Source organism: Diaphorobacter sp. JS3050 (assembly GCF_013154915.1).
Lineage (GTDB): Bacteria > Pseudomonadota > Gammaproteobacteria > Burkholderiales > Burkholderiaceae_C > Diaphorobacter > Diaphorobacter nitroreducens.
Map to the genome: position 1 here is coordinate 1806808 of NZ_CP053553.1, position 25523 is coordinate 1832330.

At 67.9% G+C, this 25523-nt stretch carries 23 protein-coding genes and 1 pseudogene; 13 read left to right on the forward strand and 11 right to left on the reverse strand.

Going from position 1 to position 25523, the window contains the following annotated elements; genetic code table 11:
• The first annotated feature begins 13 nt into the window (after positions 1-13).
• The 3 genes from HND92_RS08820 to HND92_RS08830 all read left to right on the forward strand — a co-directional run bounded on the left by HND92_RS08820 (position 14) and on the right by HND92_RS08830 (position 1928).
• Positions 14-859 carry a fumarylacetoacetate hydrolase family protein gene (locus HND92_RS08820; protein ID WP_011805466.1) on the forward strand — a complete coding sequence of 282 codons (846 nt, stop codon included), beginning with the start codon at positions 14-16 and terminating at the stop codon, positions 857-859.
• A 105-nt stretch (positions 860-964) separates the two neighbouring features.
• Positions 965-1297 carry an SMR family transporter gene (locus HND92_RS08825; protein ID WP_172206760.1) on the forward strand — a complete coding sequence of 111 codons (333 nt, stop codon included), beginning with the start codon at positions 965-967 and terminating at the stop codon, positions 1295-1297.
• 70 nt (positions 1298-1367) lie between these two features.
• The gene (locus HND92_RS08830; protein WP_172206761.1) at positions 1368-1928 is read left to right on the forward strand and encodes an ankyrin repeat domain-containing protein; all 561 of its coding nucleotides are present in this window, start codon (positions 1368-1370) and stop codon (positions 1926-1928) included.
• Positions 1929-2052: 124 nt separating this feature from the next.
• Here the strand turns inward: HND92_RS08830 and HND92_RS08835 are convergent, their stop codons facing one another.
• Positions 2053-3117, reverse strand: a complete 1065-nt coding sequence (locus HND92_RS08835) for a sodium-dependent bicarbonate transport family permease (protein WP_172206762.1) — start codon at positions 3115-3117, stop codon at positions 2053-2055.
• A 95-nt stretch (positions 3118-3212) separates the two neighbouring features.
• On the opposite strand from HND92_RS08835, the gene HND92_RS08840 reads away from it, so the two are divergent.
• A complete protein-coding gene (locus tag HND92_RS08840; protein ID WP_015913175.1) occupies positions 3213-4112 on the forward strand; it encodes a LysR family transcriptional regulator in 900 nt (299 codons plus the stop codon).
• Between the two features lie 232 nt (positions 4113-4344).
• On the opposite strand, the gene HND92_RS08845 is transcribed toward HND92_RS08840, so the two are convergent.
• Genes HND92_RS08845 through HND92_RS08855 form a run of 3 tightly spaced genes read right to left on the reverse strand, consistent with a single transcriptional unit; the run spans position 4345 to position 6990 of the window.
• Positions 4345-5658 (reverse strand): type II toxin-antitoxin system HipA family toxin, encoded by a 1314-nt coding sequence (locus tag HND92_RS08845; protein WP_047350327.1) that lies wholly within the window; start codon positions 5656-5658, stop codon positions 4345-4347.
• 24 nt (positions 5659-5682) lie between these two features.
• Positions 5683-5997 (reverse strand): helix-turn-helix transcriptional regulator, encoded by a 315-nt coding sequence (locus HND92_RS08850; RefSeq protein WP_371814889.1) that lies wholly within the window; start codon positions 5995-5997, stop codon positions 5683-5685.
• A gap of 39 nt (positions 5998-6036) precedes the next feature.
• Complete coding sequence (locus HND92_RS08855) at positions 6037-6990, reverse strand: LysR family transcriptional regulator (RefSeq protein WP_172206763.1); 954 nt, start codon at positions 6988-6990, stop codon at positions 6037-6039.
• Between the two features lie 97 nt (positions 6991-7087).
• On the opposite strand from HND92_RS08855, the gene HND92_RS08860 reads away from it, so the two are divergent.
• The 4 genes from HND92_RS08860 to HND92_RS08875 all read left to right on the forward strand — a co-directional run bounded on the left by HND92_RS08860 (position 7088) and on the right by HND92_RS08875 (position 12233).
• Positions 7088-8443 carry a D-serine ammonia-lyase gene (locus tag HND92_RS08860; RefSeq protein ID WP_172206764.1) on the forward strand — a complete coding sequence of 452 codons (1356 nt, stop codon included), beginning with the start codon at positions 7088-7090 and terminating at the stop codon, positions 8441-8443.
• A gap of 69 nt (positions 8444-8512) precedes the next feature.
• Positions 8513-9490: a tripartite tricarboxylate transporter substrate binding protein gene (locus HND92_RS08865; RefSeq protein ID WP_015913179.1), complete on the forward strand. Its 978-nt coding sequence runs from the start codon at positions 8513-8515 to the stop codon at positions 9488-9490.
• A gap of 43 nt (positions 9491-9533) precedes the next feature.
• Positions 9534-11084, forward strand: a complete 1551-nt coding sequence (locus HND92_RS08870; protein ID WP_172206765.1) for an amidase — start codon at positions 9534-9536, stop codon at positions 11082-11084.
• A gap of 21 nt (positions 11085-11105) precedes the next feature.
• A complete protein-coding gene (locus HND92_RS08875; RefSeq protein ID WP_172206766.1) occupies positions 11106-12233 on the forward strand; it encodes an FAD-binding oxidoreductase in 1128 nt (375 codons plus the stop codon).
• Between the two features lie 59 nt (positions 12234-12292).
• Here the strand turns inward: HND92_RS08875 and HND92_RS08880 are convergent, their stop codons facing one another.
• The 3 genes from HND92_RS08880 to HND92_RS08890 form a co-directional block, all read right to left on the reverse strand.
• On the reverse strand, positions 12293-12496 hold the full coding sequence (locus tag HND92_RS08880) for a YjfB family protein (RefSeq protein ID WP_047350331.1): 204 nt from the start codon (positions 12494-12496) through the stop codon (positions 12293-12295).
• Positions 12497-12652: 156 nt separating this feature from the next.
• On the reverse strand, positions 12653-14065 hold the full coding sequence (locus HND92_RS08885; protein WP_172206767.1) for a dihydrolipoyl dehydrogenase: 1413 nt from the start codon (positions 14063-14065) through the stop codon (positions 12653-12655).
• 110 nt (positions 14066-14175) lie between these two features.
• Positions 14176-14769: a YigZ family protein gene (locus tag HND92_RS08890; protein WP_172206768.1), complete on the reverse strand. Its 594-nt coding sequence runs from the start codon at positions 14767-14769 to the stop codon at positions 14176-14178.
• Positions 14770-14882: 113 nt separating this feature from the next.
• On the opposite strand from HND92_RS08890, the gene HND92_RS08895 reads away from it, so the two are divergent.
• Positions 14883-17423, forward strand: coding sequence for a YgiQ family radical SAM protein (locus HND92_RS08895; RefSeq protein ID WP_172206769.1), 2541 nt, complete (start codon positions 14883-14885; stop codon positions 17421-17423).
• A gap of 26 nt (positions 17424-17449) precedes the next feature.
• On the opposite strand, the pseudogene HND92_RS19560 reads toward HND92_RS08895, so the two are convergent.
• From HND92_RS19560 to HND92_RS08910, 3 genes and pseudogenes are all read right to left on the reverse strand, one after another.
• A pseudogene (locus HND92_RS19560) lies at positions 17450-17863 on the reverse strand (hypothetical protein); the annotation flags it as partial.
• A 162-nt stretch (positions 17864-18025) separates the two neighbouring features.
• A complete protein-coding gene (locus HND92_RS08905) occupies positions 18026-18373 on the reverse strand; it encodes a DUF1294 domain-containing protein (RefSeq protein WP_172206770.1) in 348 nt (115 codons plus the stop codon).
• Positions 18373-18735 carry a cold-shock protein gene (locus HND92_RS08910; protein WP_172206771.1) on the reverse strand — a complete coding sequence of 121 codons (363 nt, stop codon included), beginning with the start codon at positions 18733-18735 and terminating at the stop codon, positions 18373-18375. The genes HND92_RS08905 and HND92_RS08910 overlap by 1 nt, the downstream gene beginning before the upstream one ends.
• A 280-nt stretch (positions 18736-19015) precedes the next feature.
• Here HND92_RS08910 and ygiD point away from each other — a divergent pair, with 280 nt between their 5' ends.
• Complete coding sequence (gene ygiD, locus HND92_RS08915; protein ID WP_172209220.1) at positions 19016-19912, forward strand: 4,5-DOPA dioxygenase extradiol; 897 nt, start codon at positions 19016-19018, stop codon at positions 19910-19912.
• Positions 19913-20019: 107 nt separating this feature from the next.
• On the opposite strand, the gene HND92_RS08920 is transcribed toward ygiD, so the two are convergent.
• Positions 20020-21216 (reverse strand): amino acid aminotransferase, encoded by a 1197-nt coding sequence (locus HND92_RS08920; RefSeq protein WP_123676324.1) that lies wholly within the window; start codon positions 21214-21216, stop codon positions 20020-20022.
• Positions 21217-21324: 108 nt separating this feature from the next.
• Here HND92_RS08920 and uvrB point away from each other — a divergent pair, with 108 nt between their 5' ends.
• The 3 genes from uvrB (at position 21325) to HND92_RS08935 (ending at position 25518) form a co-directional block, all read left to right on the forward strand.
• The gene (gene uvrB, locus HND92_RS08925; protein ID WP_047350338.1) at positions 21325-23421 is read left to right on the forward strand and encodes an excinuclease ABC subunit UvrB; all 2097 of its coding nucleotides are present in this window, start codon (positions 21325-21327) and stop codon (positions 23419-23421) included.
• A gap of 235 nt (positions 23422-23656) precedes the next feature.
• On the forward strand, positions 23657-24193 hold the full coding sequence (gene iscR, locus HND92_RS08930; RefSeq protein WP_011805376.1) for a Fe-S cluster assembly transcriptional regulator IscR: 537 nt from the start codon (positions 23657-23659) through the stop codon (positions 24191-24193).
• 104 nt (positions 24194-24297) lie between these two features.
• On the forward strand, positions 24298-25518 hold the full coding sequence (locus HND92_RS08935; RefSeq protein ID WP_172206772.1) for an IscS subfamily cysteine desulfurase: 1221 nt from the start codon (positions 24298-24300) through the stop codon (positions 25516-25518).
• Positions 25519-25523: the final 5 nt, after the last annotated feature.

Sequence of the window (25523 nt, forward strand, 5' to 3'; positions counted from 1 at the left end):
CACGGAGACACCCATGAAACTCGTCCGCCACGGACAACCCGGCGCGGAGCGCGCCGGCCTGATCGACGCCCAGGGCGTGCTGCGCGACCTGTCCATGCTGCTGCCGGACATCGGCCCCACGCAGTTGGCGCCACGCACGTTGGCCGCGCTGGCCGCCATCGACGCCGCGCGCCTGCCCGCGGTGGTACCCGGCACACGCCTGGGCTGCCCCGTGGGCGGTGTCGGCAAGATCGTCTGCGTGGGCCTGAACTACGCCGACCATGCGGCCGAGGCCGGCTTGCCCGCGCCGGCAGAGCCCGTGCTGTTCATGAAGGCGACCAGCGCGCTCAGCGGCCCCACGGACGCCGTGCGCATCCCGCCCGGCGCGCTCAAGACCGACTGGGAGGTGGAGCTGGGCATCGTCATCGGCACGCGCATGCAGCAGGTGGCCGAGGCCGATGCGCTGGCCCATGTGGCCGGCTACGTGCTGGCCAACGACGTGTCCGAGCGCAGCTACCAGATGGAGCGTGGCGGGCAGTGGGACAAGGGCAAAGGCTGCGACACCTTCGCGCCCGTGGGCCCCTGGCTGGTGACCACCGACGAGATTCCCGACCCGCACGCCATCGGGCTGTGGCTGGAGGTGAACGGCCAGCGCATGCAGGACGGCCACACGCGCAATTTCATCTTCGGCGTGCCCCGGGTGCTGGCCTACATCAGCCAGTTCATGACGCTGGAGCCGGGCGATCTGGTGCTCACCGGCACGCCCGCCGGCGTGGGCCTGGGACAGAAGCCCACGCCGCGTTTCTTGCGCGCGGGCGACGTGATGCGGCTGGGCGCGACGGGGCTGGGCGAGCAGCGGCTGGTCTGCACGGGCGGGTAGGGTGTAGCGTGGGAATTTCAAGCCAAATATGCCTGGAGCGCTTTCCCATCAAGCGCGAGCAGCTATCATTTTGATAAATCTCGCACGCACCGCACTTTCTTACCCATGCATCCGTACCTTCTGCTCGGCATCTCCATCATGGCGGAGGTGGTGGCCACCTCGGCGCTCAAGTCCTCGCAGGGGCTCACGCGGCTGGGGCCCAGCGCGCTGGCGGTGCTGGGCTACTGCGTGGCGTTCTACCTCGTCTCCAAGGTGATGAACCACATGGCCACGGGCGTGGTGTACGCCGTGTGGTCGGGGCTGGGCATCGTGCTGATCTCGCTGGTCGGCTGGCTGCTCTATGGGCAGAAGCTGGACCTGCCGGCCGTCGTCGGCATGGCCATGATCGTGGGCGGCGTGCTGGTGATCCAGCTGCTCTCCAAGGTCACGGGGCATTGACCCGTGCGGCCTGTCAAGCTATCGAAGCCATAGCGCAAATGCGCGGCGGGGCAGGGCGCCCGTTCCTACAATGGCTCACACCTTGACGCTGGAGAACCCCATGACCGCCACGCCCGAACGCCCCGCCCTGGACGAAGCCACCCTGGCCTTTGCCGAGAAGGTGTTCGACGCCGCGCGCCAGGGCGACGCCGCGCGTCTGGCGCTGTGGCTGGACAACGGCCTGCCGCCCGACCTGCGCAATGCCCAGGGCGACAGCCTGCTGATGCTGGCCAGCTACCACGGCCATGCCGAGGCCGCGCGGCTGTTGCTGGCGCGCGGAGCCGATGCGGGGCTGGTGAACGGCCGCGGGCAGACGCCGTTGGCCGGCGCCGCCTTCAAGGGCGACGTGGACATGGTGCGCCTGCTGCTGGACGGTGGTGCGGCCGTGGACGGGCCTTCGCCCGATGGCCGTACGCCGCTGATGTTCGCCGCCCTGTTCAACCACCCGGCCGTGGTGGAACTGCTGCTGTCACGCGGCGCCAACCCGCGCGCGGCCGACCTGCAAGGCAACACCGCCCTGGGCTGCGCCCTCGCGATGAAAGCCGACGCGGCAGCCGCCCTGCTGCGCTCGGCAGGTGCCGAAATTTTTTGAGTAAAAAGACGAGCTGGCGCGGGTTGGATAAGCGGTTGAAGCTATTTTATTGATAGCAAGATGGGTGGCGTATGCCCGGCAGCGGATGCCACCGCCGGGGCAATGCGCTTTGGTGCCCAAGCCGTTAACCACCCCACAACTGCAACACCACCTGCGTATACAGCGGGATGCCCAGCAGGATGTTGAGCGGAAACGTCACACCCAGCGACAGGCTGACGTACAGCGAAGGATCTGCCTCGGGTATCGCATAGCGCACCACCGCGGGCACGGCGATATACGACGCACTGGCGGCCAGCACTATCAACAGCACGGCGTCGCCCGCGGGCACCTGGGCGAGCCACGCCAGGCCGACCGCCACGCTGGCATGCACCAGCGGACCCCACACTGCGTAGGCCAACAGCCAGGGCGACTGTTTGCGCACGGCGGGCAGATTGCGCGCGGCAGACAGGCCCATGTCCAGCAGGAACAGGCAGAGCATGCCCTTGAACAGGTCACCCGAAAACGGCTGCATGGCGGCCTTGCCTGCGTCGCCCGTGATGAGGCCGATGAGCATGGCGCCGAGCAACAGCAGTTGGGTGCCATCGGTGAACGATTCGCGCAGGATCGTCCCCACCGACAAGGCCGGACCGCCCTTGCCCGCTGGGGTGGGGCCCGCGGCACCCACCCCGCCGGGGCAGGCCAGGGCGGCGCCTGAAGGAGAAACGGCCATCACGGGCGCAGCATGGGCTGCGGGCGCGGCCTGGCGCTGGCGCAGCGCATTGGCCAGCATCACGGCCAGGAGGATGGCGGGCGACTCCATCAGCGCCATGGCCGCGGCCATGTAGCCGCCGTAGGAGATGGATTGCGATTCCAGGTACTGCGTGGCGGTCACGAATGTCACTGCGCTGACCGATCCGTACGTGGCCGCCACGGCCGCCGCGTTGAAGCCCGACAGCACCCGTCGCAGCAGCGCGTAACCCACCAGGGGCACCACCACGGCCAGCAGCACCGCCAGCCCCAGGCTGCTGGCCACGCTGGCCGTGAAGCCCGAGGCCGCCAGCGCAAAGCCGCCCTTCAGGCCCAGCGCCGTGAGCAGGTAAATCGACAAGAACTTCGAGATGGCTGCAGGCATCTCCAGGTTGGACCGCACCAGGCCCGCAAAAGCGCCCAGCGCAAAAAAAAGGACCGCAGGGTCCAGCAAGCTTTGCATTCTTCAACTCCACATGGGTGATGGGAGGCGATGCTAGAGAGGGCAGGGGGCAAAGTAAAATCGATTCGAATGCGGTTATCTATAGATAAAAATCTATGAATATCACTTTTCGCCAACTGCGCCTGTTTCTTGCGCTGGCCGAGACCGGCAGCGTGAGCGCCGCCGCCAAGCTCATGCACGTGACCCAGCCCACGGCTTCGATGCAGTTGCGCGAGGTAGCGCAAGCGGTGGGCGTGCCGCTGTACGAGGTGGTGTCGCGCCGCGTGTACCTGACCGAGGCGGGCCAGGCCCTGGCCCGCACGGCCCGCGCGATCGCCAGCGAGTGGGATGCGTTTGAACAGGGCATTTCGGGCGCCAAGGGCCTGACCAGCGGCCGGCTCAAGGTGGCGGTGGTGAGCACCGCCAAGTACTTCGTTCCCCGCCTGCTGGGCAGCTTTTGCAAGCTGCACCCCCAGATCGACATTTCGCTGGAAGTGCTCAACCGCGACCATGTCATCACCCGTCTGCGTGCCAACCAGGACGACCTTTACGTGATGTCCATGCCGCCGGGCGATCTGCCGCTGGAGGACCATGTGCTCATGCCCAACCCGCTGGTGGTCATCGCTCCCGCGGGGCACCGGCTGGCCGCCAAGAAACGGGTGGCCTTGCCGCAGCTGCAGAGCGAGCGGTTCATCCTGCGCGAGAAAGGCTCAGGCACACGAATGGCGACGGACGCCCATCTGCGCCAGTTGGGCTTTGCGCCCGCTGCGGTACTGGAGCTGGGCAGCAACGAGGCCATCAAGGAGTCGGTGCAAGGGCAACTGGGCGTTTCCATCGTTTCGCGGCACGCGCTGGGTCCGCACCTCGATGGCCTGGCCATTCTGAACGTGCAGGGTTTTCCCATCCAATCGCAGTGGCACCTGGTCTGGCCCAAGGGCAAGCGGCTGTCGCCCATTGCCGAAGTGTTTCGCGGGCATTTGATGGATGAGGCTGCTGGATGGATGCAGAGCCGCTGAGGGCTGCGGCGGCGCGCGGCTTATCCCTTGGCCAATGAAGGCGCGGTCGCCGCCGCCTCATGGCTGTGACTGACGATGGTGGCCGGACTCGGGGCAGGCACCGGTTTGCACGTCCATCTAGGCAGCACCCTGTGGCAAAGGCTGTCGGGCACCGAGCTGCTGCGGGGCGTGGCCCCACAGGCTTTTCACCGACGGGGGCGGCTGCCGCACCCGGCTGGACCGGGCCCGACTGTTATGGGTGCGTGAGTGCGACGCCACCCGCCAGCCGCGCCTGCACGGTGCGCTGCAGCGTGGAGGGGGCGTCAGCCAGCAGTGCGGGCCAGTCGGCCTGCGCGCGGCGTACCAGGTCCCGCAGCAGTGCCAGGTGGCGCGGTATGCGCAACAGGCCGGCGGTCTTGATGAGGGCCTGCAGTGCGTCCCAGTCCAGCGCGCGCATGCTGCGGTCGATGGCGCGATTCACCGCGTACTGGTGCTCGGTCGCTCCCTCGAAGAACGCAGCCACGCACACCGGGTCGTACAGCGGCGCCAGGCGCGGCGTGTGCCCGTCGGGGTAGACCAGTGCCCAGTTCTTCAGGTGAGCGTCGGTGTTGCCCATGAGGATGAACGCCACCATGCGCGCCAGGAACTCGCGGGTGTCTTGCACCGGCTGGTCGCTCAGGCGATCGACCACGCGCAGCATGGTGGCCCAGTCCTGCAACAGGCCCTTGCCGTACTTCTGGCGCGGCGCGTAGCCCAGGGCCTGGTTGAACTCCTCCATGTGCACGCGGGTGCCGTCGGCCAGATGGTCGAAGCGTTGCACGGCCAGGATGTCGTCGAACGGCACGGCCTCGGGCAGCTCGGCCTCGGCGCGGGTGATGATGCGCGCCTGGGCGCAATGCAGGCCCAGGCTACCGGCCAGCTGGTAGCAGGTGAACTCGTTGGCCACCAGGTCCGGGTGGGCGGTGGTGGGCAGCTTGAGGATCACGCTGCCGGCGGCGCCGCGGCGCTTGACGAGGTAGCGGCGCCCGTCCTGCACGGCGCTGAACTTGGTGACCACACCGGGCAGCGAGGCGGCGTCTTCCACCGGGTATTCGACAAACCCGGGCTCCAGCACGTCCAGGCCCTGCGTGGTGTGCCAGTAGCGCACCACGTCGGGCACGCCCTCCTGGGCGGGCACGGGTTCGACCTCCAGCGCGCCCATCAGGTCGTGGCCGGCGGCGGCCAGCAGCTCGAATTCGTCGTCGGGCGCGCAGCCGCGTTCGCGCGCCAGGCGGTCGCGGTTGTGGCCCTCGGGCAGCAGATTCTGGAAGTACGCCGGCCAACGTCCGTCGGTGCGCACCAAGCGGGCGTCACGCGCCGAGCGCAGGATCTGCTGCGTGTCCGCCTCGTTCGCGCCGCGGTAGCTCAGCGACAGGGTGGGGCGCTGCGGGTCGGCGATGTAGTCCTCATCGAAGGACACGCGCAGGATGTCGCCGTACTGGGACAGGTAGCCGATGCCGCGCCGCCCGCCCCCCTGCGCTGCAGGGCGGTGCAGGTACAGGCGCAGGTAGCGGATGGCGGTACTCATCGTGCGTCTTGTCGTGCGTCTTGATCAGCGACCCAGGCTCTCCACCACCGAGGGGGGCGCATCCGCCCCCGAGGGCTGGCCCAGGAACTTGCCCCCCGACTGGATGAAGGCCTGCAGCGCGGGGCTCAACTCGGCCGGCACGGCGATCAGCTCCATGCCGAGCACGCGGGCCATCTCGGCCAGGGTGGAAAAGCGCGGGTCCACGTCCCCCGTCTCGGTGCGCTGCACGGCCATGCGCGACAGGCCGGCTTGCGCGGCCAGGTCGGCTTGTGTGATGCGCCGGGCTTTGCGCACTTCTGCCAATGTGGTGATCAACGAATGCGTCATGTCATCCTTTATACGCTTTTTTAGTAAAAAGCGCTTTATAAGTTTCTTTTTTCAAGCGGGACACGGCAGCAGAGCCCCGCGCAACTCCGCAAAGCGCTGTGCCTGCAGCGCCAGCCATTCCTTGACCAGCAGCATCGGCGGGCTGGGATGCGCCGTGGTGACGAAAGAGTACGACGCCCGCGAGCGCACGCTGCACCCGAACAGCGGCACCAGCCGCCCGTGCCGTACGTCTTCCAGCACGAGGGCCGCGCGCCCCATGGCAATGCCTTGGCCCGCCAGGGCGGCGCTCAGCGCCAATTGCGACAGGTTGAACTGCTGCCCGGCGCCCCAGGCGGGCGGCGCTGTGTCCGTGCAGGCGCACCAGTGTTGCCATTCCTCGAATGGGTCGGCACCCTCCCAGGCACTGCTGTCGTGCAGCAGCCATTCACCGCGCAATTGCGAGGTTGACTGCAGGTCAGGATGGGCGGCCAGGAAGGCGGGGCTGGCCACGGGAATCAGCCACTCATCCAGGAACACGCTGGCGCGCAGGTCGGTGTAGCCGCCCAGGTCGAAGCGCACTGCCGCCTCGACCCCGTCGCGCACCATGCGGGTGCGGTCCAGCCGGTGGAACTCGCCAAACACGCGCAGGCCCACGTCCGGGTGCTCACGAAAGAAATCCCCCAGCCGCGGCGTGAGCCATTGCATGGCAAACGAGGGGGAGCAGCTCAGCGTGGCCACCGGCGTATCGCCGGTCACACGCATCTGCGACAGGGCGTCCTCGATGGCGCCGAAGCTCTCACGCAGCACCACGGCCAGCCATTTGCCCTCGGGCGTGGGCATGAGGGTGCGGGGCGTGCGCACGAAGAGGGGGCGCCCCAGCCAGGTTTCCAGTTGCTTGACCTGCTGGCTCACCGCGCCCTGGGTAATGCACAACTCCGCCGCCGCGCGCGTGAAGCTGCCGTGGCGTGCGGCTGCTTCAAAGCAGCGCAGCCACGCGAGCAGGGAAGGAAAAAGCCGTGAATTCATTATTCAAACTAATGCACTCGTCAATATAAATGAGTTGTATCGGTGCCGGGGCATGCCAAGAATGCCGTCTATACCCACCTTCCACCGACCGCAGCCCATGCCCTCCGTTGTTTCCACACAGGACCACTTGCAGGACGACGCCCCGGCCGCACAGCTGCGCCGCGCCGAGCCCTGCCTATGGCTCAACCCGCACAGGCAGTCCATACCCGCCGCACGGCAGGCCGTGGCCGGTGATGGCATTAGTCTGGATGATACAAAGGAGGCGGCGGCACGCTTCGCGCGCTTTGCGCCGCTGCTGGAGGGCGTGTTCCCCGAGTTGCAGGCGACGGGTGGCGTGATCGAGTCGCCCCTGTTACCCGCATCCAGCCTGCATGCCGCGGCGGGGCTCGTCGCGGGCCAGGGCGCGCTGTGGATCAAGGCGGACCACCGGTTGCCCGTGGCCGGGTCCATCAAGGCACGCGGAGGCATCCATGAAGTGCTGGAGCTGGCCGAGCGCCTGGCACTGCAGCACGGCCTGCTGACGCCGCAGTCCGATGCCGACGACTACCGCGCCCTGGCAAACCCCGCTGCGCGCGCCGTGTTTGCGCGCCACACCGTGGCCGTAGGCTCCACGGGCAACCTGGGCCTGAGCATCGGCGTGGCGGCATCGGCGCTGGGCTTTCGTGCCGTGGTGCACATGTCGGCCGATGCCAAGGAATGGAAGAAGCAGCGTCTGCGCCAGCGCGGCGTGCAGGTGGTGGAGCACGCGGGTGACTACGAGGGCGCCGTGTCCGCGGGGCGTGCGCAGGCGGCGCAGGACCCGTTCAGCCATTTCGTGGACGACGAACGCTCGCTGTCGCTGCTGCTGGGTTACAGCGCCGCGGCGCTGCACCTGCGCCAGCAGTTGCAGGACGCGGGCATCGCCGTGGACGCGCAGCACCCCCTGTTCGTCTACCTGCCCTGCGGGGTGGGGGGGGCGCCGGCGGGCATCACCTTCGGCCTGCGGCAGGTGCTGGGGGCGCATGTGCACTGCTTCTTCGCGGAGCCCGTGCAGTCGCCGTGTTTCATGGTGCAAATGATGGCCGGACAGGGCGCACACCCCTCGGTGTACGACTGGGGCCTCACCAACCGGACGGAAGCCGACGGCCTGGCCGTGCCACGCGCGTCCCTGCCCGCGGCCGAGCTGATGGAGCCGCTGCTGTCGGGCTGCTTCACCGTGTGCGACGACACCCTGTTTCGCCAACTGGTACAGGTGCTGGATGCCACGGGCGAGCGCATCGAGCCGTCCGCGGCGGCGGGCCTGAGCGGCCCCGGTTTCCTGACGGGCACCGAGACGGGCCGCACCTGGCTGCACGCGCAAGGGCTGTGGCCCCACCTGGCACATGCCACGCACCTGGTGTGGACCACCGGCGGGCTGTACGTGCCGCCCGAGGCCTACGCGCGCTTCGAGGAACGTGGCCGGGCCCTGGGTTGACGCGCCTTCGCCGAGTCCTGGCCCCGCGAAAGGATCTTTTTTTTGACTGGCTTGACTGGAGAGAACGCCATGAACCGCAAGACGATGTTGTCCATGCTGGCCTGCGCCCTGGGTGCCGCCGCTTTCGCCCCCGCGCATGCGCAGGAGGCGTTTCCCTCCCGGCCCATCACGCTGGTGATTCCGTTCCCCGCGGGTGGAGCCACCGACGTGCTGGGCCGCTTGATCGGCAAGAAGCTGGGCGACAAGCTGGGGCAAAGCGTGGTCATCGACAACCGCGCTGGCGCGGGCACGGTGATCGGCGCGAGCTACGTGGCCAAGGCCGCGCCGGACGGCTACACGCTGCTGCTGAGCTCAGGCACCACCTTCACGGTGAACCCGGCGGTGCGGCCCCGGCTGCCGTATGACCCCGTCAAGAGCTTCGATCCCATCGGCATCACCGGGCGCACGGGGCTGATCCTGCTGGCCAGCAAGAGCGTGCCGGTCAACGACGTGAAGCAGTTCGTCAGCGCCGTGAAGGCCGCGCCCGACAAGTATTCCTACGGCTCATTCGGTGCGGGCACGACCTCGCAGTTCGCGGGCGAGATGTTCTTTCATGCCGCGGGCCTGAAGATCCAGCACGTGCCCTACAAAGGCAGCGCGCCGGCCATGGTGGACCTGATCGGCGGGCAGATTCCGTTCACCGTGGACACGGTGTCGGCCGCGCTGCCCCAGCTCAAGGAGGGCAAAGTCAAGGCGATTGCCGTCACCACCGAGAAGCGCTCGACCCTGCTGCCCCAGGTACCCTCGCTGGCCGAGAGCGGTTACCCCGGCCTGAACATGGACACCTGGCTGGCCCTGGTGGCGCCCGCAGGCCTGCCTGCCGCGGTAAAGACGCGGCTGGAGAAGACGCTGGCCGAGGTCGTGGCCGACCCGGACACGCGCGAGCGCCTGCTCGCGCTGGGCTTCGAGCCGGCATTCGCCTCGTCGGCCGAGCTGGCCGCGCTGATCGAGCGGGAGCTGCCGCTGATGCGTGCCATTGCGCAGCGCGCGGGCATCACCGCCGACTGAGGCGCGGCTCATCCACAATGGCCCCTGGACCTTCTTCACGACCATGACTGCTGATCCCACGCTGGTGGAACTGTCCGCCAATGAACTGCGCCACCGCATCGGCACGGGCGAAATCTCGCCCGTCGAGCTGCTGCAAGCCTGCATCGACCGCATCGAGGCGGTGAACCCCTATGTGAACGCCGTCACCGCCACCTGCTACGACCGCGCCCGCGCCGAGGCGCAGGCCGCCGAGCGGGCGGTACGCGCCGGCGAGCCCCTCGGCCTGCTGCACGGGCTGCCCATGGGCGTGAAGGATCTGGAGGCCACCGCCGGCCTGCTGACCACCTACGGCTCGCCCATCTACCGCGAGAACATCCCTGCGCAGGACAACGTGCTGGTGGCGCGCCTGCGCGCGGCCGGCGCCATCGTCACGGGCAAGACCAATATTCCCGAGATGGGCGCGGGCGCCAATTCGCGCAACGTGGTCTGGGGCGCTACGGGCAACCCGTTCGATCCGCGCCTGAACGCGGGCGGCTCGTCCGGCGGGTCGGCCGCGGCGCTGGCCTGCGACATGTTGCCGGTGTGCACGGGCTCGGACACGGGTGGCTCGCTGCGCATCCCCGCGGCCAAGTGCGGCGTGGTGGGCTTTCGGCCGTCGCCCGGCGTGGTGCCCAGCTCGCGCAAGCTGCTGGGCTGGACGCCGATCTCCGTGGTCGGCCCCATGGGCCGCACGATGGCCGAGGCCTGCCTGCAGCTGGCCGCATCGGCCGGCCTGTCGGCGGGCGACCCGCTCACCTACCCGCTGGACCCCCATAGCTTCCTGCACCTGGAGCCGGCCGACCTGGGCGGCCTGCGCGTGGGCTACACCGAAGACTTCGGCGCCTGCGCGGTGGACGACGGCATCCGCGCGGTGTTCCGCGCCAAGATCGGCGCCATGCGCCACCTGTTCCGCTCCTGCGAGGAAGTCCGGCTGGAACTGGGCGACGTGCACCGCTGCTTCGACGTGCTGCGGGCCGAGAGCTTCGTGGCCGGCATGCGCGAGGCCTACGAGCGCGACCCCGCCAGCCTGGGGCCCAACACGCGCGCCAACTACGAGATGGGTGCGGCCATGTCGCTGCTGGACAGCGCCTGGGCACAGGCCGAGCAGACGCGCATCCTGGCGCGCTTCCAGGAGGCGTTTGCCAACTTCGACGTGATCCTGGCACCCACCACGCCGGTCTCGCCCTTCCCGTGGACCGCGCTGTACGCGAGTCACATCAACGGTGAACCCCAGGCCAACTACTACCGCTGGCTGGCACTGACCTATGTGACCACGCTGACCACGCACCCCGCGCTCAGCGTGCCCTGCGGGCGCGACACGGCCGGCATGCCGTTCGGCCTGCAGGTGGTGGGGCGCTTTCGCGACGACCATCGCCTGCTGTCCATCGGCCTGGGGCTGGAGCAGGCCTTCGCCCGCATCGATGGCCTGCAGCGCCCGCGGCCCGACCTGGCCCGGCTGGGGCCGGTGCAACCCGCGCTCACCTCCATCGTCACCCACGCGCCGGACCCCGATGACGCGCGCGGCGTGCCGCGGCTGGGCGCACGCGGTGCCGCGGCGCAGGCATCGGCGGTCTGACAGTGATTGGCGAGGGAACCCATGCAACCCTATGACTTCGTGATCATCGGCGCGGGCATTGCCGGCGCCTCCGCCGGTTGGGAACTGGCCGCGCACCGCCGCGTGCTGCTGCTGGAGCGGGAGGCCCAGCCCGGCTACCACACCACCGGCCGGTCGGCTGCGCTGTACTCGGCCACCTATGGCACGCCCAACATCTGCGCACTCACACGGGCCAGCCGCGCGTTCTACGATGCGCCGCCGCCCGAATTCGGCAGCGCCCCCATCCTCACGCCGCGCGGCGTGGTGTACCTGGCGGGGCCCGACCAGCTCGACCTGCTGGAGGCCGCCTACGCCGAGGCGCTGCCGCGCAACCCGCAGGTGCGCCGCCTGACGCGCGAGGAGCTGCTGGAGCAGGCCCCGTGCCTGCGCCCCCAGGCCGTGGCCGCGGGCATGAGCGAGCCCGGCGCCGCCGACATCGACGTGCATGCGCTGCACCAGGGCTACCTGCGCGGCTTGCGCCAGCGTGGTGGCGAGATCCGCACCCATGCCGAGGTGACGGCCCTGCAACGGGGCGAGGAGGGCTGGCACATCACCCTGGCCGATGGCGAGGTGCTGCACGCGCGCGCCGTGGTCAATGCCGCAGGCGCCTGGGCCGATGTGGTGGCAGCCCAGGCGGGCGTGCCGCCCATCGGGCTGGAGCCGCGGCGGCGCACGGCCTTCACCTTCCCCGTGCCGGCCGGCATGCAAGCGGCCCACTGGCCAGCCGTCATCGGCATTGCGGAGGACTACTATTTCAAGCCCGACGCGGGGCAGATGCTGGGCTCCCCCGCCAATGCCGACGCCGTGGCGCCGCACGACGTGGTGCCTGAGGAACTGGACGTGGCCATGGGCATCCACCGCATCGAGCAGGTGACGTGCTTTCAGATCCGCCGCCCCTCGCACACCTGGGCGGGGTTGCGCTCGTTCGTGGCCGATGGCGACCTGGTCATTGGCTGGGACAACCATGTGCCCGGCTTCTTCTGGCTGGCCGCGCAAGGCGGCTATGGCATCCAGAGCGCGGCGGGCGCGGCGCTGCTGACGCGGCAGTTGGCACTGGGCGAGCCGCTGGCCCCCGAGCTGGCGCGCGAGGGTGTGGACGTGGCGGGCCTGTCGCCTGCGCGGCTGCGCTGAGCAAGGCCAGGGCTGAAGCCGGCCTGAGCCGGCGAAAAAAAGCCAGCGCGCCGTGCGCGTCAGGCGTAGGTGTTGAGCTGCGTGCCCAGCGGGCCTTCGGTCGCCAGCGGTGGCTGGGGCAGGGCGGCGAGCAGGGTGGCGGCGGCCGTTTCCTGCGTATCCAGGGCCTTCTTCAGCACGGTGACCTGGACGGCATCGGCCGTCTCGCGGCTGGCGAGGGCGCTGGCGGTGCTGACGATGGATTGGGTGAGGGCGACGTCCATGGTGATCTCCGGTGTACCTCTTGTTATCGGCCAGTTCACCGCGGATTCAAGGGTGCTTCTATAAACATAGCTGTTGGCGCTTGATACGTAAGAATTTCAAGCTGTTTTGGTGCTGAAAATCCATCCTGGCAAGCGCAGCCAGCTATTGTTTTTGTATCAGTCCAGCGCGCTCGCGCCGTAGGCCTCGCAGGCGGCGAGGTCGGAATCGCTGGCCTTGGGCAGGCGCGAGGCCGCATCGCGCAGCGCCGTGCGCAGGCCTTCCTCCAGCACCGGATGGTAGAAGGGCATGCGCAGCAGGTCGTGCACCGTCAGCCGCTGCTCGACGGCCAGCGCCAGCAGGTGGGCCATGTGTTCGCCCGCTGGCGCGCACAGCTCGGCGCCCAGCAGGCGGCCGCTGCCGTGTTCGGCGTACACGTTCAGGCGCCCGTGGTTGCACTGCGCCACGCGCGCGCGGCCCTGGCGCGCAAAGTCCACCGTGCCCCCCACCCATTGCCCCTCGGGCAGATCGGCATGGCGCTGCCCCACCACGGCGGCCTGAGGCTGGCTGAAGGTGATGGCCAGCGGCGTGCGCCGGGCGAAGCCGCGCGGCGTGGGCGCCAGGGCGTTCAACCCCGCAATGTGGCCCTCATCCGCGGCCTCATGCAGCAGGGGGCGGTCGCCATCGGCATCGCCCGCGATGAAGACGGGCAGATCGCCCACCTGCAGGGTGCACGGATCGATGGGCGGGCGGCCCTTGTCGTCCAGCGCCACGCCCAGCGTGTCCAGCCCCAGGTGCTCCAGATTCGGGCGCCGGCCCATGGCGGCCACCACCTGGTCCACCACCACGGTCGCGCTGCCGTTGGTGACCTGTATGCCGCCGGCCACCTCGCGCAACTCGGCCTTGTCGCCCACGTTGACGATGAATTCGTCCTTCAGCCGCGCCAGCAGCGCGTCGTTGATGGCGGGGTCGCTCAGGCCGGCCACGGTCTTGCCCGTCGCGAAGGCCATCACCTCCACCCCCAGCCGCGCGAGCGCCTGCGCGATTTCCACCCCCAGCGGCCCCAGCCCGATGACGGCCACGCGCGGGCCGAGCGTGGGTTGCTCGAACAGCGTGTCGGTGGTCAGGATGCGGTCGCCAAAAGCCAGCCAGTCCTCCGGCACGATGGGGCGCGAGCCCGTGGCGATGATGATGCGCCGCGCGGTGTGCACCTGGCCGTTCACTTCCACGCGCTGCGCGTCCAGCAGCCGGGCGTGGCCGCTGATGGCGCGCTCGCCCGCGTCGGTGGCGGCCAGCGTGCCGGCCACGAAGTCATCGCGCAGCGCGCGCACGCGGCGCAGCACGGCGGGCAGGTCCACCCGCAGCGCATCCGCGCCCTCGATGCCGAAGGTGTGCAGCGCGCGCCGCGCATGGTAGGCGTTGGCGGCCTCGATGAGCATCTTGGACGGCATGCACCCCACGCGCGCGCAGGTGGTGCCCCAGGGGCCGTCGTTCACGATGCGCCAGTGGTCGGTGCGCTTGCGCACCTCGCGCAGCGCCGCCAGTCCGGCGGACCCGGCGCCCAGGATGATCACGTCCAGCGGCTGGCTCATGGAGGGGGTTCCTTGTCAATGCGGGCCGCCAGTGTCGCCGCGCGCGCCGGCGCGGCATGTAGGCGCGCAGGCATTGTTGGGCTTGCGTGGGCGCGGCCCGCCCCCGGTCTTCAGTCCGTGGATTCGCCCCAGGCCACGCGGCCCTGGCCTGCTTCGTTCACCTGGTGGACGAAGGCCTCGGCCTCGGCCTCGGGCAGGCGCAGTTGCAGCGTGACCAGCGTGGCATGCTGCACCTGCAGCAGCTGCACGCCAGCACCGTCGATCATGCGGCGCAGCAGTCCTTCCAGGGCGTAGGGCACGCTGCATTCCAGGGTGCGCATGCGCTGCAGCGGCACCTTGTCGGCCTGCAGCAGCGCCTGGGCCACGGTATCGGTATAGGCGCGCACCAGGCCACCCGCGCCCAGCTTCACCCCGCCGAAATAGCGCACCACGGTGGCCAGCACGCCCTCCAGGTCCTGGTGGCGCAGCACATCCAGCATGGGCCGCCCGGCGGTGCCGCTGGGCTCGCCGTTGTCTACCGCGGCGGACTGGCCGCCCGCCAGCAGCGCCCAGCACACATGGACCGCGCCCGGGTGTTCGCGCCACAGCGCATCCACCACGGCCTGCGCGCTCGCGCGGTCGGCCATGGGCTGCACGCAGCCGATGAAGCGGCTTTTCTTGATGATGAGTTCGCTGTGAACGGGGGCGCTGAGGGTGTAGGGCATGGGGGCGGCCGAGCTTACCCCATGGGCCGACGGCGACAAGGGCCATGCGGGGGCGGTTAGGCGCAAAGGGGGCATGGCTTCTAAAATGCCCGGCCCCCCCTGCAGGCCCGCCCATGAACGCCCCGATCGATGTTTCCTTCTTCCCGCGCAACGCCAAGCCGTTGACCAGCTACCGCCCCTACTGGGCCAAGCGCTTTGGCGTGGCGCCGTACCTGCCCATGAGCCGTGCCGAGATGGAGCAGCTGGGCTGGGACAGCTGCGACGTGGTGCTGGTGACGGGCGATGCCTATGTGGACCACCCGAGCTTCGGCATGGCGGTGATCGGGCGGGTGCTGGAGGCGCAGGGCTTTCGCGTGGGGATCATCGCGCAGCCGGACTGGCAGAGCGCCGACGCGTTCAAGGTGCTGGGCAAGCCCAACCTGTTCTGGGGCGTGACCGCGGGCAACATGGATTCGATGATCAACCGCTACACGGCGGACCGCAAGATCCGCAGCGACGACGCTTATACGCCGGGCGACGTGGGCGGCAAGCGGCCCGACCGCGCCGCCGTGGTCTACAGCCAGCGCTGCCGCGAGGCGTACAAGGACGTGCCCATCGTGCTGGGCGGCATCGAAGGCTCTCTGCGCCGCATCGCCCACTATGACTACTGGAGCGACAAGGTGCGCCGCTCCATCGTGGTGGACAGCAAGTGCGACATTCTGCTGTTCGGCAACGCCGAGCGTGCCCTGGTCGAAGTGGCCCACCGCATCGCGCGGCGCGACCCGGTGGAGACCATCACCGACGTGCGCGGCACGGCCTTTGTGCGGCGCGCGTCCGAGCCCGGATGGTTCGAGATCGACTCCACCGAGGTGGACGAGCCCGGCCGCGTGGATGAGCTGATCAATCCCTACATGACCACCAGCGAGCAGGCTGCGGCCCAGGGCCAGACGTGTTCGCAGGAAGATGCTGCAAATTCAATAGCTGCCAGCGCTGACCCACAAAGCGCTGCAGGCCAAAAACCCTTGCAGACCGTGCAGATCGTGCCCAACCCGGCGCTGCCCTCCAAGGGGCGCAGCGGTCGGGCGCTGCCGCCGCGCGAGCGCACCGTGATCCGCCTGCCCAGCTACGAGCAGGTGAAGGCCGACCCGGTGCTCTACGCCCACGCCAACCGCGTGCTGCACCTGGAGACCAACCCCGGCAACGCCCGCGCGCTGGTGCAGGCGCATGGCGAGGGCGCGACGGCGCGCGACGTGTGGCTGAACCCGCCGCCCGTCCCGCTCACCACGGCCGAGATGGACTGGGTGTTCGGCCTGCCGTATGCGCGCAACCCGCATCCGCAGTACCTGGACGCGCAGGGCAGCTACGAGGGGCCCACCAAGATCCCGGCATGGGAGATGATCCGCGCGTCGATCAACATCATGCGCGGCTGCTTTGGCGGCTGCACCTTCTGCTCCATCACCGAGCACGAGGGACGCATCATCCAGAGCCGCTCGGAGGATTCCATCATTGCCGAGGTGGAGGACATCCGGGACAAGGTCAAGGGCTTCACCGGCACCATCTCCGACCTGGGCGGCCCCACGGCCAACATGTACCGCCTGGGCTGCAAGAGCCCAGAGATCGAGGCCGCCTGCCGCAAGCCGAGCTGCGTGTTTCCCGGCATCTGCCAGAACCTGCACACGGACCATGCGCCGCTGGTCAACATCTACCGCCGCGCGCGCAAGCTGCCGGGCATCAAGAAGATCCTCATCGGCTCCGGCCTGCGCTACGACCTGGCGGTGAAGTCCCCCGAGTACGTGAAGGAGCTGGTGCAGCACCACGTGGGCGGGTACCTCAAGATCGCGCCCGAGCACACCGAGGCGGGGCCGCTGTCCAAGATGATGAAGCCAGGCATCGGCAACTATGACCGCTTCAAGCAGATGTTCGAGCAGTACACCGAAGAGGCGGGCAAGAAACAGTTCCTGATCCCGTACTTCATCGCCGCCCACCCCGGCACCACCGACGAGGACATGCTGAACCTGGCCATCTGGCTCAAGAAGAACGGCTTTCGCGCCGACCAGGTGCAGGCCTTCTACCCCAGCCCCATGGCCAGCGCCACGGCCATGTACCACTCGGGCCGCAACCCGCTCACGCGCGTGCGACGGCAGATGCGCGACGTGGCCGTGGAACAGGTGGACGTGGTGCGTGGCGAAAAGCGCCGCCGCCTGCACAAGGCCTTCCTGCGCTACCACGACCCCAACAACTGGCCGCTGCTGCGCGAGGCGCTGAAAAGCATGGGCCGGGCCGACCTGATCGGTAACGGCAAGCACCACCTGATCCCCACCTTCCAGCCGCTGGTCGACGGCAGCTACCAAAGTGCCCGCAAGAAGAACAGCACCGGGCCCAAGGGTGGCGGGGCCGGCGTGGGCTACACCATCAACAAGGACGGCAAGGCCGTGGCGCTGCGCCGCCGCCCGCAGGAGCCGGAGGAGCCGCAGGGAGACGTGCGTTTTCGTAGCAGCGCGCCGCAGCCGGGCCGCATGCTCACGCAGAACACCGGCCTGCCGCCACGTGCCGGCACCGGTGCCCGCACTGGCAGCCGTGGCAATGCCGGCGGCAACGCGGCGGGCGCCGCGGGGCGCCGCCAGGGCGGGGCCGGCACCCCGGCGTCGGGCAAGGGTACGGGCCGGCGGCGCTGACGGGGCGGCACCCGGCCGTCAGCGCGCGGGACCGGCGGGGCAGGCACCAGTTCCTCAATGACCAGGCGGCGGTAGTAGAACGCCGCCAGCGGGCCCAGCGGCTGCAGCAGGTCGCGCAGCGTCTCCGGAGCGTCGGAATCCGCAGCACGCAGCAACAGGCCGTGGGCGCCGTCGCTGGCCAGTTGCGCGATGCGGCGCACGATCACGCCCTCCGCACCGACCGAGGGCAGGGGTGCATCGGCATTGCCCAGCGTGCGCACCACATGTTCCAGGATCATCGGCGGCGTGGCGTGCGCCACGTCGTCGCGACCCTGGGCCTGCAGCGCCTGGCCTGCGGAGCGCGCCGCCTCCTCGTTCGCAAACAGCGCGAACACATGGCCCGTGGGGTAGAAAGTCCCGGTCGCCGTGGTCATGCTCGGGTCGAGGGCGAAAGGCTTCATGGCGTCGTTCTCCAATGCGGCAAGAAACTGGACCCATTGGAGGTGCCGCAGCGTCGCCTGGCTGTCGGGCGATGGAAGGCCGCGCTGTCGGACGTGGCCGCAAGGCATGCCGCAGATCCCGATAAAAACCGGCCCCGCCGCAATGCTGGAAAGCGCTAGCAGCTATAAAAAAGAAAGCACTTCGCGCAGCGTCTGCGGCCGCAGCGTCCACACCGCCAGTGCGACGCAGTTCAACACCACCGTGCCCCAATACACCGCGCGGAAGTCCTGTTTGCGCGATTTGTGCCGCAGCCACTGCTGGGCCCACCATGCGGCAGGCCAGCCGCCCAGCAGGGCGAGCAGGTGCAGGTGGCTCTCCCGGGTGCGCCACGTGCCGCGTTGGGCGGCGCTCTTGTCCAGCGCGTAGGTGAAGAAGGTCAGCAGGTTCAGGGCCGCCGCCGCGCCCAGCCACCACAGCGGCAACCGCTGCGCCCAGGCGCCCCAGGCCCACAGGCCCAGCCAGAGCAGCATCAGCGCCAGGGCGAGGCCCGCGCCTGCGGGTGCCTGCGGTGCGCAGCGCGGGCGCGTGTGCCTGGCGGTGGCCGGCGTGGGGCGGGCGGTGGGTCGCGTGGATGGAGGGCGGATGCTGCGCGGGCCGGAGACCGGTGGGCGGAAGGGGAGCCGCTCGGTTGGCTGCGTGGACGCACATCCATCGCGCGTGGTCCCTTGCCGCCCACGTGGATCTCTTCATACTCCACCGGCATCCCGTGGGCGGGCGGCGCCGTGCCCCGGAAGTCCCGTACATGAAAGAACACCTGGGTGCTGGCAGCGCCCTGGATGAAGCCGAAGCCTTTGTCCGCATTCCATTGCCGGACGATGCCGTGTGTGCGCATGTTCAAACATCCGCCGCGCTGGACGGCGGAAGTGTGGCCATGGGCTGGCCATCAGGGGGCAGGGTGGCGGCCTGTGGTCCAGGACATGCGCGGGCACTGAGCCGGCGGCATGCCAGCGGGGCAGGGGGATCGAGCGCGAGAGGCATGGGCGGAAAGCGGAAGCGGTGAACGGAGGGCCGCGGCTGGAACTTCGGCGCCCGTGCGCGCCCCGATCCCGGCTGACCGCCAAAATCATATCGTGCCCTCTCACGCCTTCCTCTTGCCGCAGCGCCGCCGCACCATGGCCGCGCTGGCGGGCCTCGCCACCCTCCCCGGAGTCTTCATGAGCCCCCTGTCCGAAGCCGCCCCGTTGCTGGAGGCGCTGCGCCCCTCGCCGCGCATGCCGGTGCTGTTCGTGGGCCATGGCAGCCCCATGAACGCCATCGAAGACAACGCCTGGCGCCGCACTTGGCAGGACATGGGGGCGGAACTGCTGGCGCGCGGGCAGCGGCCGCAGCTCATCCTGTGCGTGTCGGCCCATTGGCTCACGCGCGGCGGCTGGCAGCTGACGGGCATGGCTGCGCCCCGCACCATCCACGACTTTGGCGGTTTCCCGCGCGAGCTGTTCGAGCAGCAGTACCCGGCGCCGGGCGCGCCGCAGGTGGCGCGCAGCCTGGCGCAGGAGCTGCGCTCACCCGCGACGGCGCGCGCCCTGGAGGTGGACGCGGGGGCGTGGGGCCTGGACCACGGCACGTGGTCCGTGCTCAAGCCCATGTTCCCGGCGGCGGACATTCCGGTGCTGCAGCTGAGCATGGACTACGCGCGCCCGGCGGCCGAGCATTACGCCCTGGGCCAGCAGCTGCGCGCGCTGCGCGAGCGTGGAGTGCTCATCGTGGGCAGCGGCAACGTGGTGCACAACCTGCGCGCCGCACGGCGCGGCACAGGTATCAATGCAGCCTACGAGTGGGCGAACGAATTCGACTTCAAGGTGCAGGAACTGGTGAAGGCGGGCCGCCTCGACGCGCTGGTGGCCTTCCAGCAGTGGGGCCCGATGGCGCCGCTGGCGCATCCCACGCATGAGCATTACCTGCCACTGCTGTATGCCGCAGGCGCTGCGCTGCCCACGGAGATGCCGCGCTTTTTCAACACGGGTTTTCAGTCGGCCTCGATCTCCATGCGCTCCATGCTTTGGGGTTGATCTATCTAAATTGATAGCTGCTAGCGCTTGCTGGATGGGTGTTAGAGCCCGAAAACACATGAAAAAACCGCCCGAAGGCGGTTGCTTTTTTGGGGCGTCGCCGTGGCTCAGATCACCTTGGCGATGGCCTGGCAGACGTAGTCGATGTTCTTGCTGTTGAGCGCGGCCACGCACATGCGGCCGGTGTCGGTGCCGTACACGCCGAACTCATTGCGCAGGCGCACCATCTGGTCTTTGGACAGGCCGGAGTAGCTGAACATGCCGATCTGCGTGGTGATGAAGCCCATGTCCTGCTTCACACCGGCGGCCTTCAGGCCGTCCACCAGCTTCTGGCGCATTTCCTTGATGCGCACGCGCATTTCGCCCAGCTCCTTTTCCCACAGGGCGCGCAGCTCGGGGTTGTTCAGTACCGCCGCCACCACGGCGCCGCCGTGCGTGGGCGGGTTGCTGTAGTTGGTGCGGATCACGATCTTGAGCTGCGAGAGCACGCGCGCGGCCTCGTCCTTGTCGTTGGCCACCACGGACAGCGCGCCCACGCGCTCGCCGTACAGGCTGAAGCTCTTGGAGAACGAGGTGGACACGAAGATGTTCAGGCCGGCCGCGACGAACTTGCCGATCACGGCGCCGTCCTCGGCAATACCGTGGCCGAAGCCCTGGTAGGCCATGTCGAGGAAGGCCACCAGGCCCTTGGCCTTCACGGCGGCGATCACCTGCTCCCACTGCGCGGCGGTGATGTCGTAGCCCGTGGGGTTGTGGCAGCAGGCATGCAGCACCACGATGGTGCCGGGCGCGGCGGCGTTCAGGTCGGCCAGCATGCCGTCGAAGTCCACCTTGCGGTTGGCGGCGTCGTAGTAGCGGTAGCTGCCCACCTCGAAGCCGGCGTTGGTGAAGATGGCGCGGTGGTTTTCCCAGCTCGGGTCGGAGATCAGCACCTTCGCGTTCGGGCTGATCTTCTTGAGGAAGTCTGCGCCGATCTTCAGGCCGCCCGTGCCGCCAATGGCCTGCACCGTGGCCACGCGGCCGGCCTTGACGACGTCGGACTCCGCGCCGAACACCAGGGCCTTGACCGCGTTGTCATAGGCGGCGATGCCGTCGATGGGCAGGTAGCCGCGCGCAGCGGGCTTGTCCATCATGGCCTTTTCGGCTGCCTGCACGCACTGCAGCAGGGGCAGCTTGCCGTTGTCGTCGAAGTACACGCCCACGCCCAGGTTGACCTTGGCTGGATTGGGGTCGGCGGCGTATTGTTCGTTGAGACCCAGGATCGGGTCGCGGGGAGCCATTTCGACGGCGGTGAACAGAGACATGAAAAGTCCTTGAGGGGATGGAAATCTGACGACGGGACCTCACCTACGGTAGGCTTTCGGTCCACTCTTGATTTTAACGGCCGCCCCCGCGCGCCGTTTACCTCCGCCATGCATGAAGTCACCTCTGAGCCGGCCGCTGGCGCGGCGGACGGGCAGTTCGTCCAGTTTCCAGGTTCGCCCTTTTCGTTGTACCAGCCATACCCGCCCGCCGGTGATCAGCCCGAGGCCATCGCCAAGCTGGTGGAGGGCGTGCAGGACGGCGAGGTGTTCCAGACCCTGCTGGGGGTGACGGGCTCGGGCAAGACCTTCACCATGGCGAACGTGATCGCCCGCCTGGGACGGCCGGCCATCATCTTCGCGCCCAACAAGACGCTGGCCGCACAGCTGTACAGCGAGTTCCGCGAGTTCTTCCCCAAGAACGCCGTGGAGTACTTCGTGAGCTATTACGACTACTACCAGCCCGAGGCCTACGTGCCTCAGCGCGACCTGTTCATCGAGAAGGACAGCGCCATCAACGAGCACATCGAGCAGATGCGCCTGTCGTGCACCAAGAGCTTGCTGGAGCGGCGCGATGTGGTCATCGTGGCCACGGTGTCGGCCATCTACGGCATTGGCGAGCCCGAGAGCTACCACCGCATGATCATGACGCTGCGCGTGGGTGACCAGCTGAGCCAGCGTGACGCGATCGCGCAGCTGATCCGCATGCAGTACCAGCGCAACGAGCAGGACTTCAGCCGGGGCAAGTTCCGCGTGCGTGGCGACACCATCGATGTGTTCCCTGCCGAGCATTCCGAGCTGGCGGTGCGCATCGAACTGTTCGACGACGAGGTGGAAAGCCTGCAGCTGTTCGACCCGCTCACGGGGCGTATCCAGCAAAAGATCCCGCGCTTCACGGTGTACCCCAGCAGCCATTACGTGACGCCGCGCGACAAGGTGCTGGCGGCCGTGGAGACCATCAAGCAGGAACTGGACGAGCGGCTCAAGTTCTTCGTGGCCGAGGGCAAGTTGGTGGAGGCGCAACGGCTGGAGCAGCGCACGCGCTTCGACCTGGAAATGCTCAGCGAAGTGGGGCACTGCAAGGGCATCGAGAACTACACGCGCCACCTGTCGGGTTCTGCGCCTGGCGAGCCGCCGAGCACGCTGACCGACTACCTCCCGCCCGATGCGCTGATGTTCCTGGATGAGAGCCACCAGATGATCGGGCAACTCAACGCCATGTACAACGGCGACCGCGCGCGCAAGACCACGCTGGTCGAGTACGGCTTTCGCCTGCCGTCGGCATTGGACAACCGGCCGCTCAAGTTCGAGGAATTCGAGCAGCGCATGCGGCAGGTGGTGTTTGTATCGGCCACTCCGGCTGATTACGAGAAGGAGCACTCGGGCCAGGTGGTGGACCAGGTGGTGCGGCCCACCGGCTTGGTGGACCCGGAGGTGGAGGTGCGTCCCGCTACCCATCAGGTGGATGATGTGCTGCAGGAAATACGCATTTGCACGAAAAAGAATCAACGCGTACTCATTACGACGCTGACGAAGCGCATGGCGGAGCAACTGACCGATTACCTGAGCGACAACGGGGTCAAGGTGCGCTATCTGCACTCCGATATCGACACTGTGGAGCGCGTGGAAATCATTCGCGACCTGCGCCTGGGAGCCTTCGATGTCCTGGTGGGGATCAACCTGCTGCGTGAGGGGCTGGACATTCCTGAGGTCTCCCTGGTGGCCATCCTGGATGCCGACAAGGAGGGATTCCTGCGCGCCGAACGCAGCCTGATCCAGACCATCGGCCGGGCGGCGCGCAACCTGCACGGCAAGGCCATCCTGTATGCCGACCGGATCACCGACTCAATGCGCAAGGCGATCAGCGAAACGGAACGCCGCCGCGCCAAACAGATCGCATACAACGAGGCCCGGGGTATTACGCCGCGCAGCATCGTCAAGCAGGTGCGAGACCTGATTGACGGCGTTTATAGCGAGAAGGCCGGCCAGGAAGCCCAGCGACTCCGCGAAGATGCGGCGCGGCAGGCCGAATTGGAGGAGATGTCCGAAAAGGACATTGCCCGCGAAATCAAGCGGCTGGAAAAGCTCATGCTGGAACACGCCCGCAACCTGGAGTTTGAGCAGGCTGCTCGGGTGCGCGATCAATTGACCCGTCTCAAGGACCGGGTGTTTGGAGCGCATGGCGGCGACCAAATCCCTGCCGCATGACCAGGCTTTGCGACCCTGCAGGAGAAAACGCGACTGTTTAGTCTAGTTACCCGACAAAATTAATAGGGATTTGTGCTATACTTGTCTCAAATACTCAAGAAAGAGCCCCACAACAAACAAGGGCCTTGGAGGCTGCAGCCGTAGCGCTTCAGGGAAAGGGTGGAGACGGTGCCCGGTTGGCTATACGCATGCCGCGGCGTTTCTATAACGATCAAGCCTAGACAAGGAGCTTGCGATGCGTCTCACAACCAAAGGCCGTTTTGCGGTCACCGCCATGATCGATCTGGCCCTGCGCCAGAACAACGGGCCCGTCACCTTGGCGGCCATCAGCCAGCGCCAACAGATTTCGCTGTCCTATCTGGAACAATTGTTCGGAAAGCTGCGCCGCCACGAACTGGTGGAATCCACGCGCGGCCCTGGCGGCGGTTATACGCTCGCCCGCAAGGCGGGCGATATTACCGTGGCAGACATCATCGTCTCCGTGGACGAGCCCATTGATGCCACGCAGTGCGGTGGCAAGGAAAACTGCCTGGGCGAGGCGGGGCGTTGCATGACGCACGAGCTGTGGGCCTCTCTGAACCAGCGCATGGTGGAATTCCTGGATTCCGTCACGTTGCAGAAACTGGTGGACGACCAGCTCGCCAAGGGCGTGCAAATCGAAGACAAGCCGGTCACGCGCCGCGCGATCTCCACCACGCCGGTGGTCAAACCAATCCGTGTGAACGCACCCAATTCGGTGTTTGCCCTCGGCAACGCGTTCGCCAAATCTTGAGCTGCAGGCTGACCTGCGCCGGCCACGGGCTGCGCGCGGGGCGGGCTCGCCACGTCGACCCTATTGCTTTCTGATGCCAGCCAGAACCTTTCACTGAGCCAGCCATGGACATGACTCCGCATTTCCCTATCTATCTTGACTACGGCGCCACGACCCCCGTGGACGGCCGGGTCGTCGACGCGATGATTCCCTGGTTGCGCGAACACTTCGGCAACCCGGCGTCGCGCAGCCACGCCTGGGGCTGGGAGGCCGAAGAGGCCGTGGAGCAAGCCCGCGGCCATGTGGCCGATCTGATCGGCGCCGACCCGCGCGAGATCGTGTGGACCTCGGGCGCCACTGAATCCAACAACCTCGCCATCAAGGGCGCTGCCCATTTCTACCAAGGCAAGGGCAAGCATCTCATCACCGTGAAGACGGAGCACAAGGCCGTCCTTGACGTGATGCGTGAACTGGAGCGCCAGGGCTTCGAGGTGACCTACCTCGATGTGCAGGAGAACGGCCTGCTTGACATCGAGAAGTTCAAGGCCGCCATCCGCCCTGACACGATCCTGGCCAGTGTCATGTTCGTGAACAACGAAATCGGCGTGATCCAGGACATTCCCCAGCTGGGTGCGCTTTGCCGCGAGAAGGGCATCATTTTTCACGTGGATGCCGCGCAGGCCACCGGCAAGGTCGAAATCGACCTGACCCAATTGCCCGTGGATTTGATGAGCCTGGCTTCGCACAAGACTTACGGACCCAAGGGCATCGGAGCCCTCTACGTGCGCCGCAAGCCGCGCGTGCGCCTGGAAGCGCAGATGCATGGTGGCGGCCACGAGCGCGGCATGCGTTCGGGCACGTTGCCCACCCACCAGATTGTGGGCATGGGCGAGGCCTTCCGCCTGGCCAAGCTGGAAATGGCCCAGGATTTGGACAAGGTCCAAGCGCTGCAAAAGCGTCTGCTGGACGGTCTGAAGGATGTGGAGCAGGTCTTTATCAACGGCGACCTGGAGCGGCGCGTACCCCACAACCTGAACATGAGCTTCAACTTCGTGGAAGGCGAATCCCTGATCATGGGCATCAAGGGACTGGCGGTGTCTTCCGGGTCGGCTTGCACTTCGGCGAGCCTGGAACCCAGCTATGTGCTGCGCGCCCTGGGCCGCAGCGATGAGCTGGCACACAGCAGCCTGCGCATGACCATTGGCCGCTTCACGACGGAAGAAGAAATTGACTACGCGATCAGCACCATCCGGCACAACGTCGCCAAGCTGCGTGAGTTGAGCCCCCTCTGGGAGATGTACCAGGATGGGGTGGACCTGAGCACCATCCAATGGGCGGCTCACTGACCACA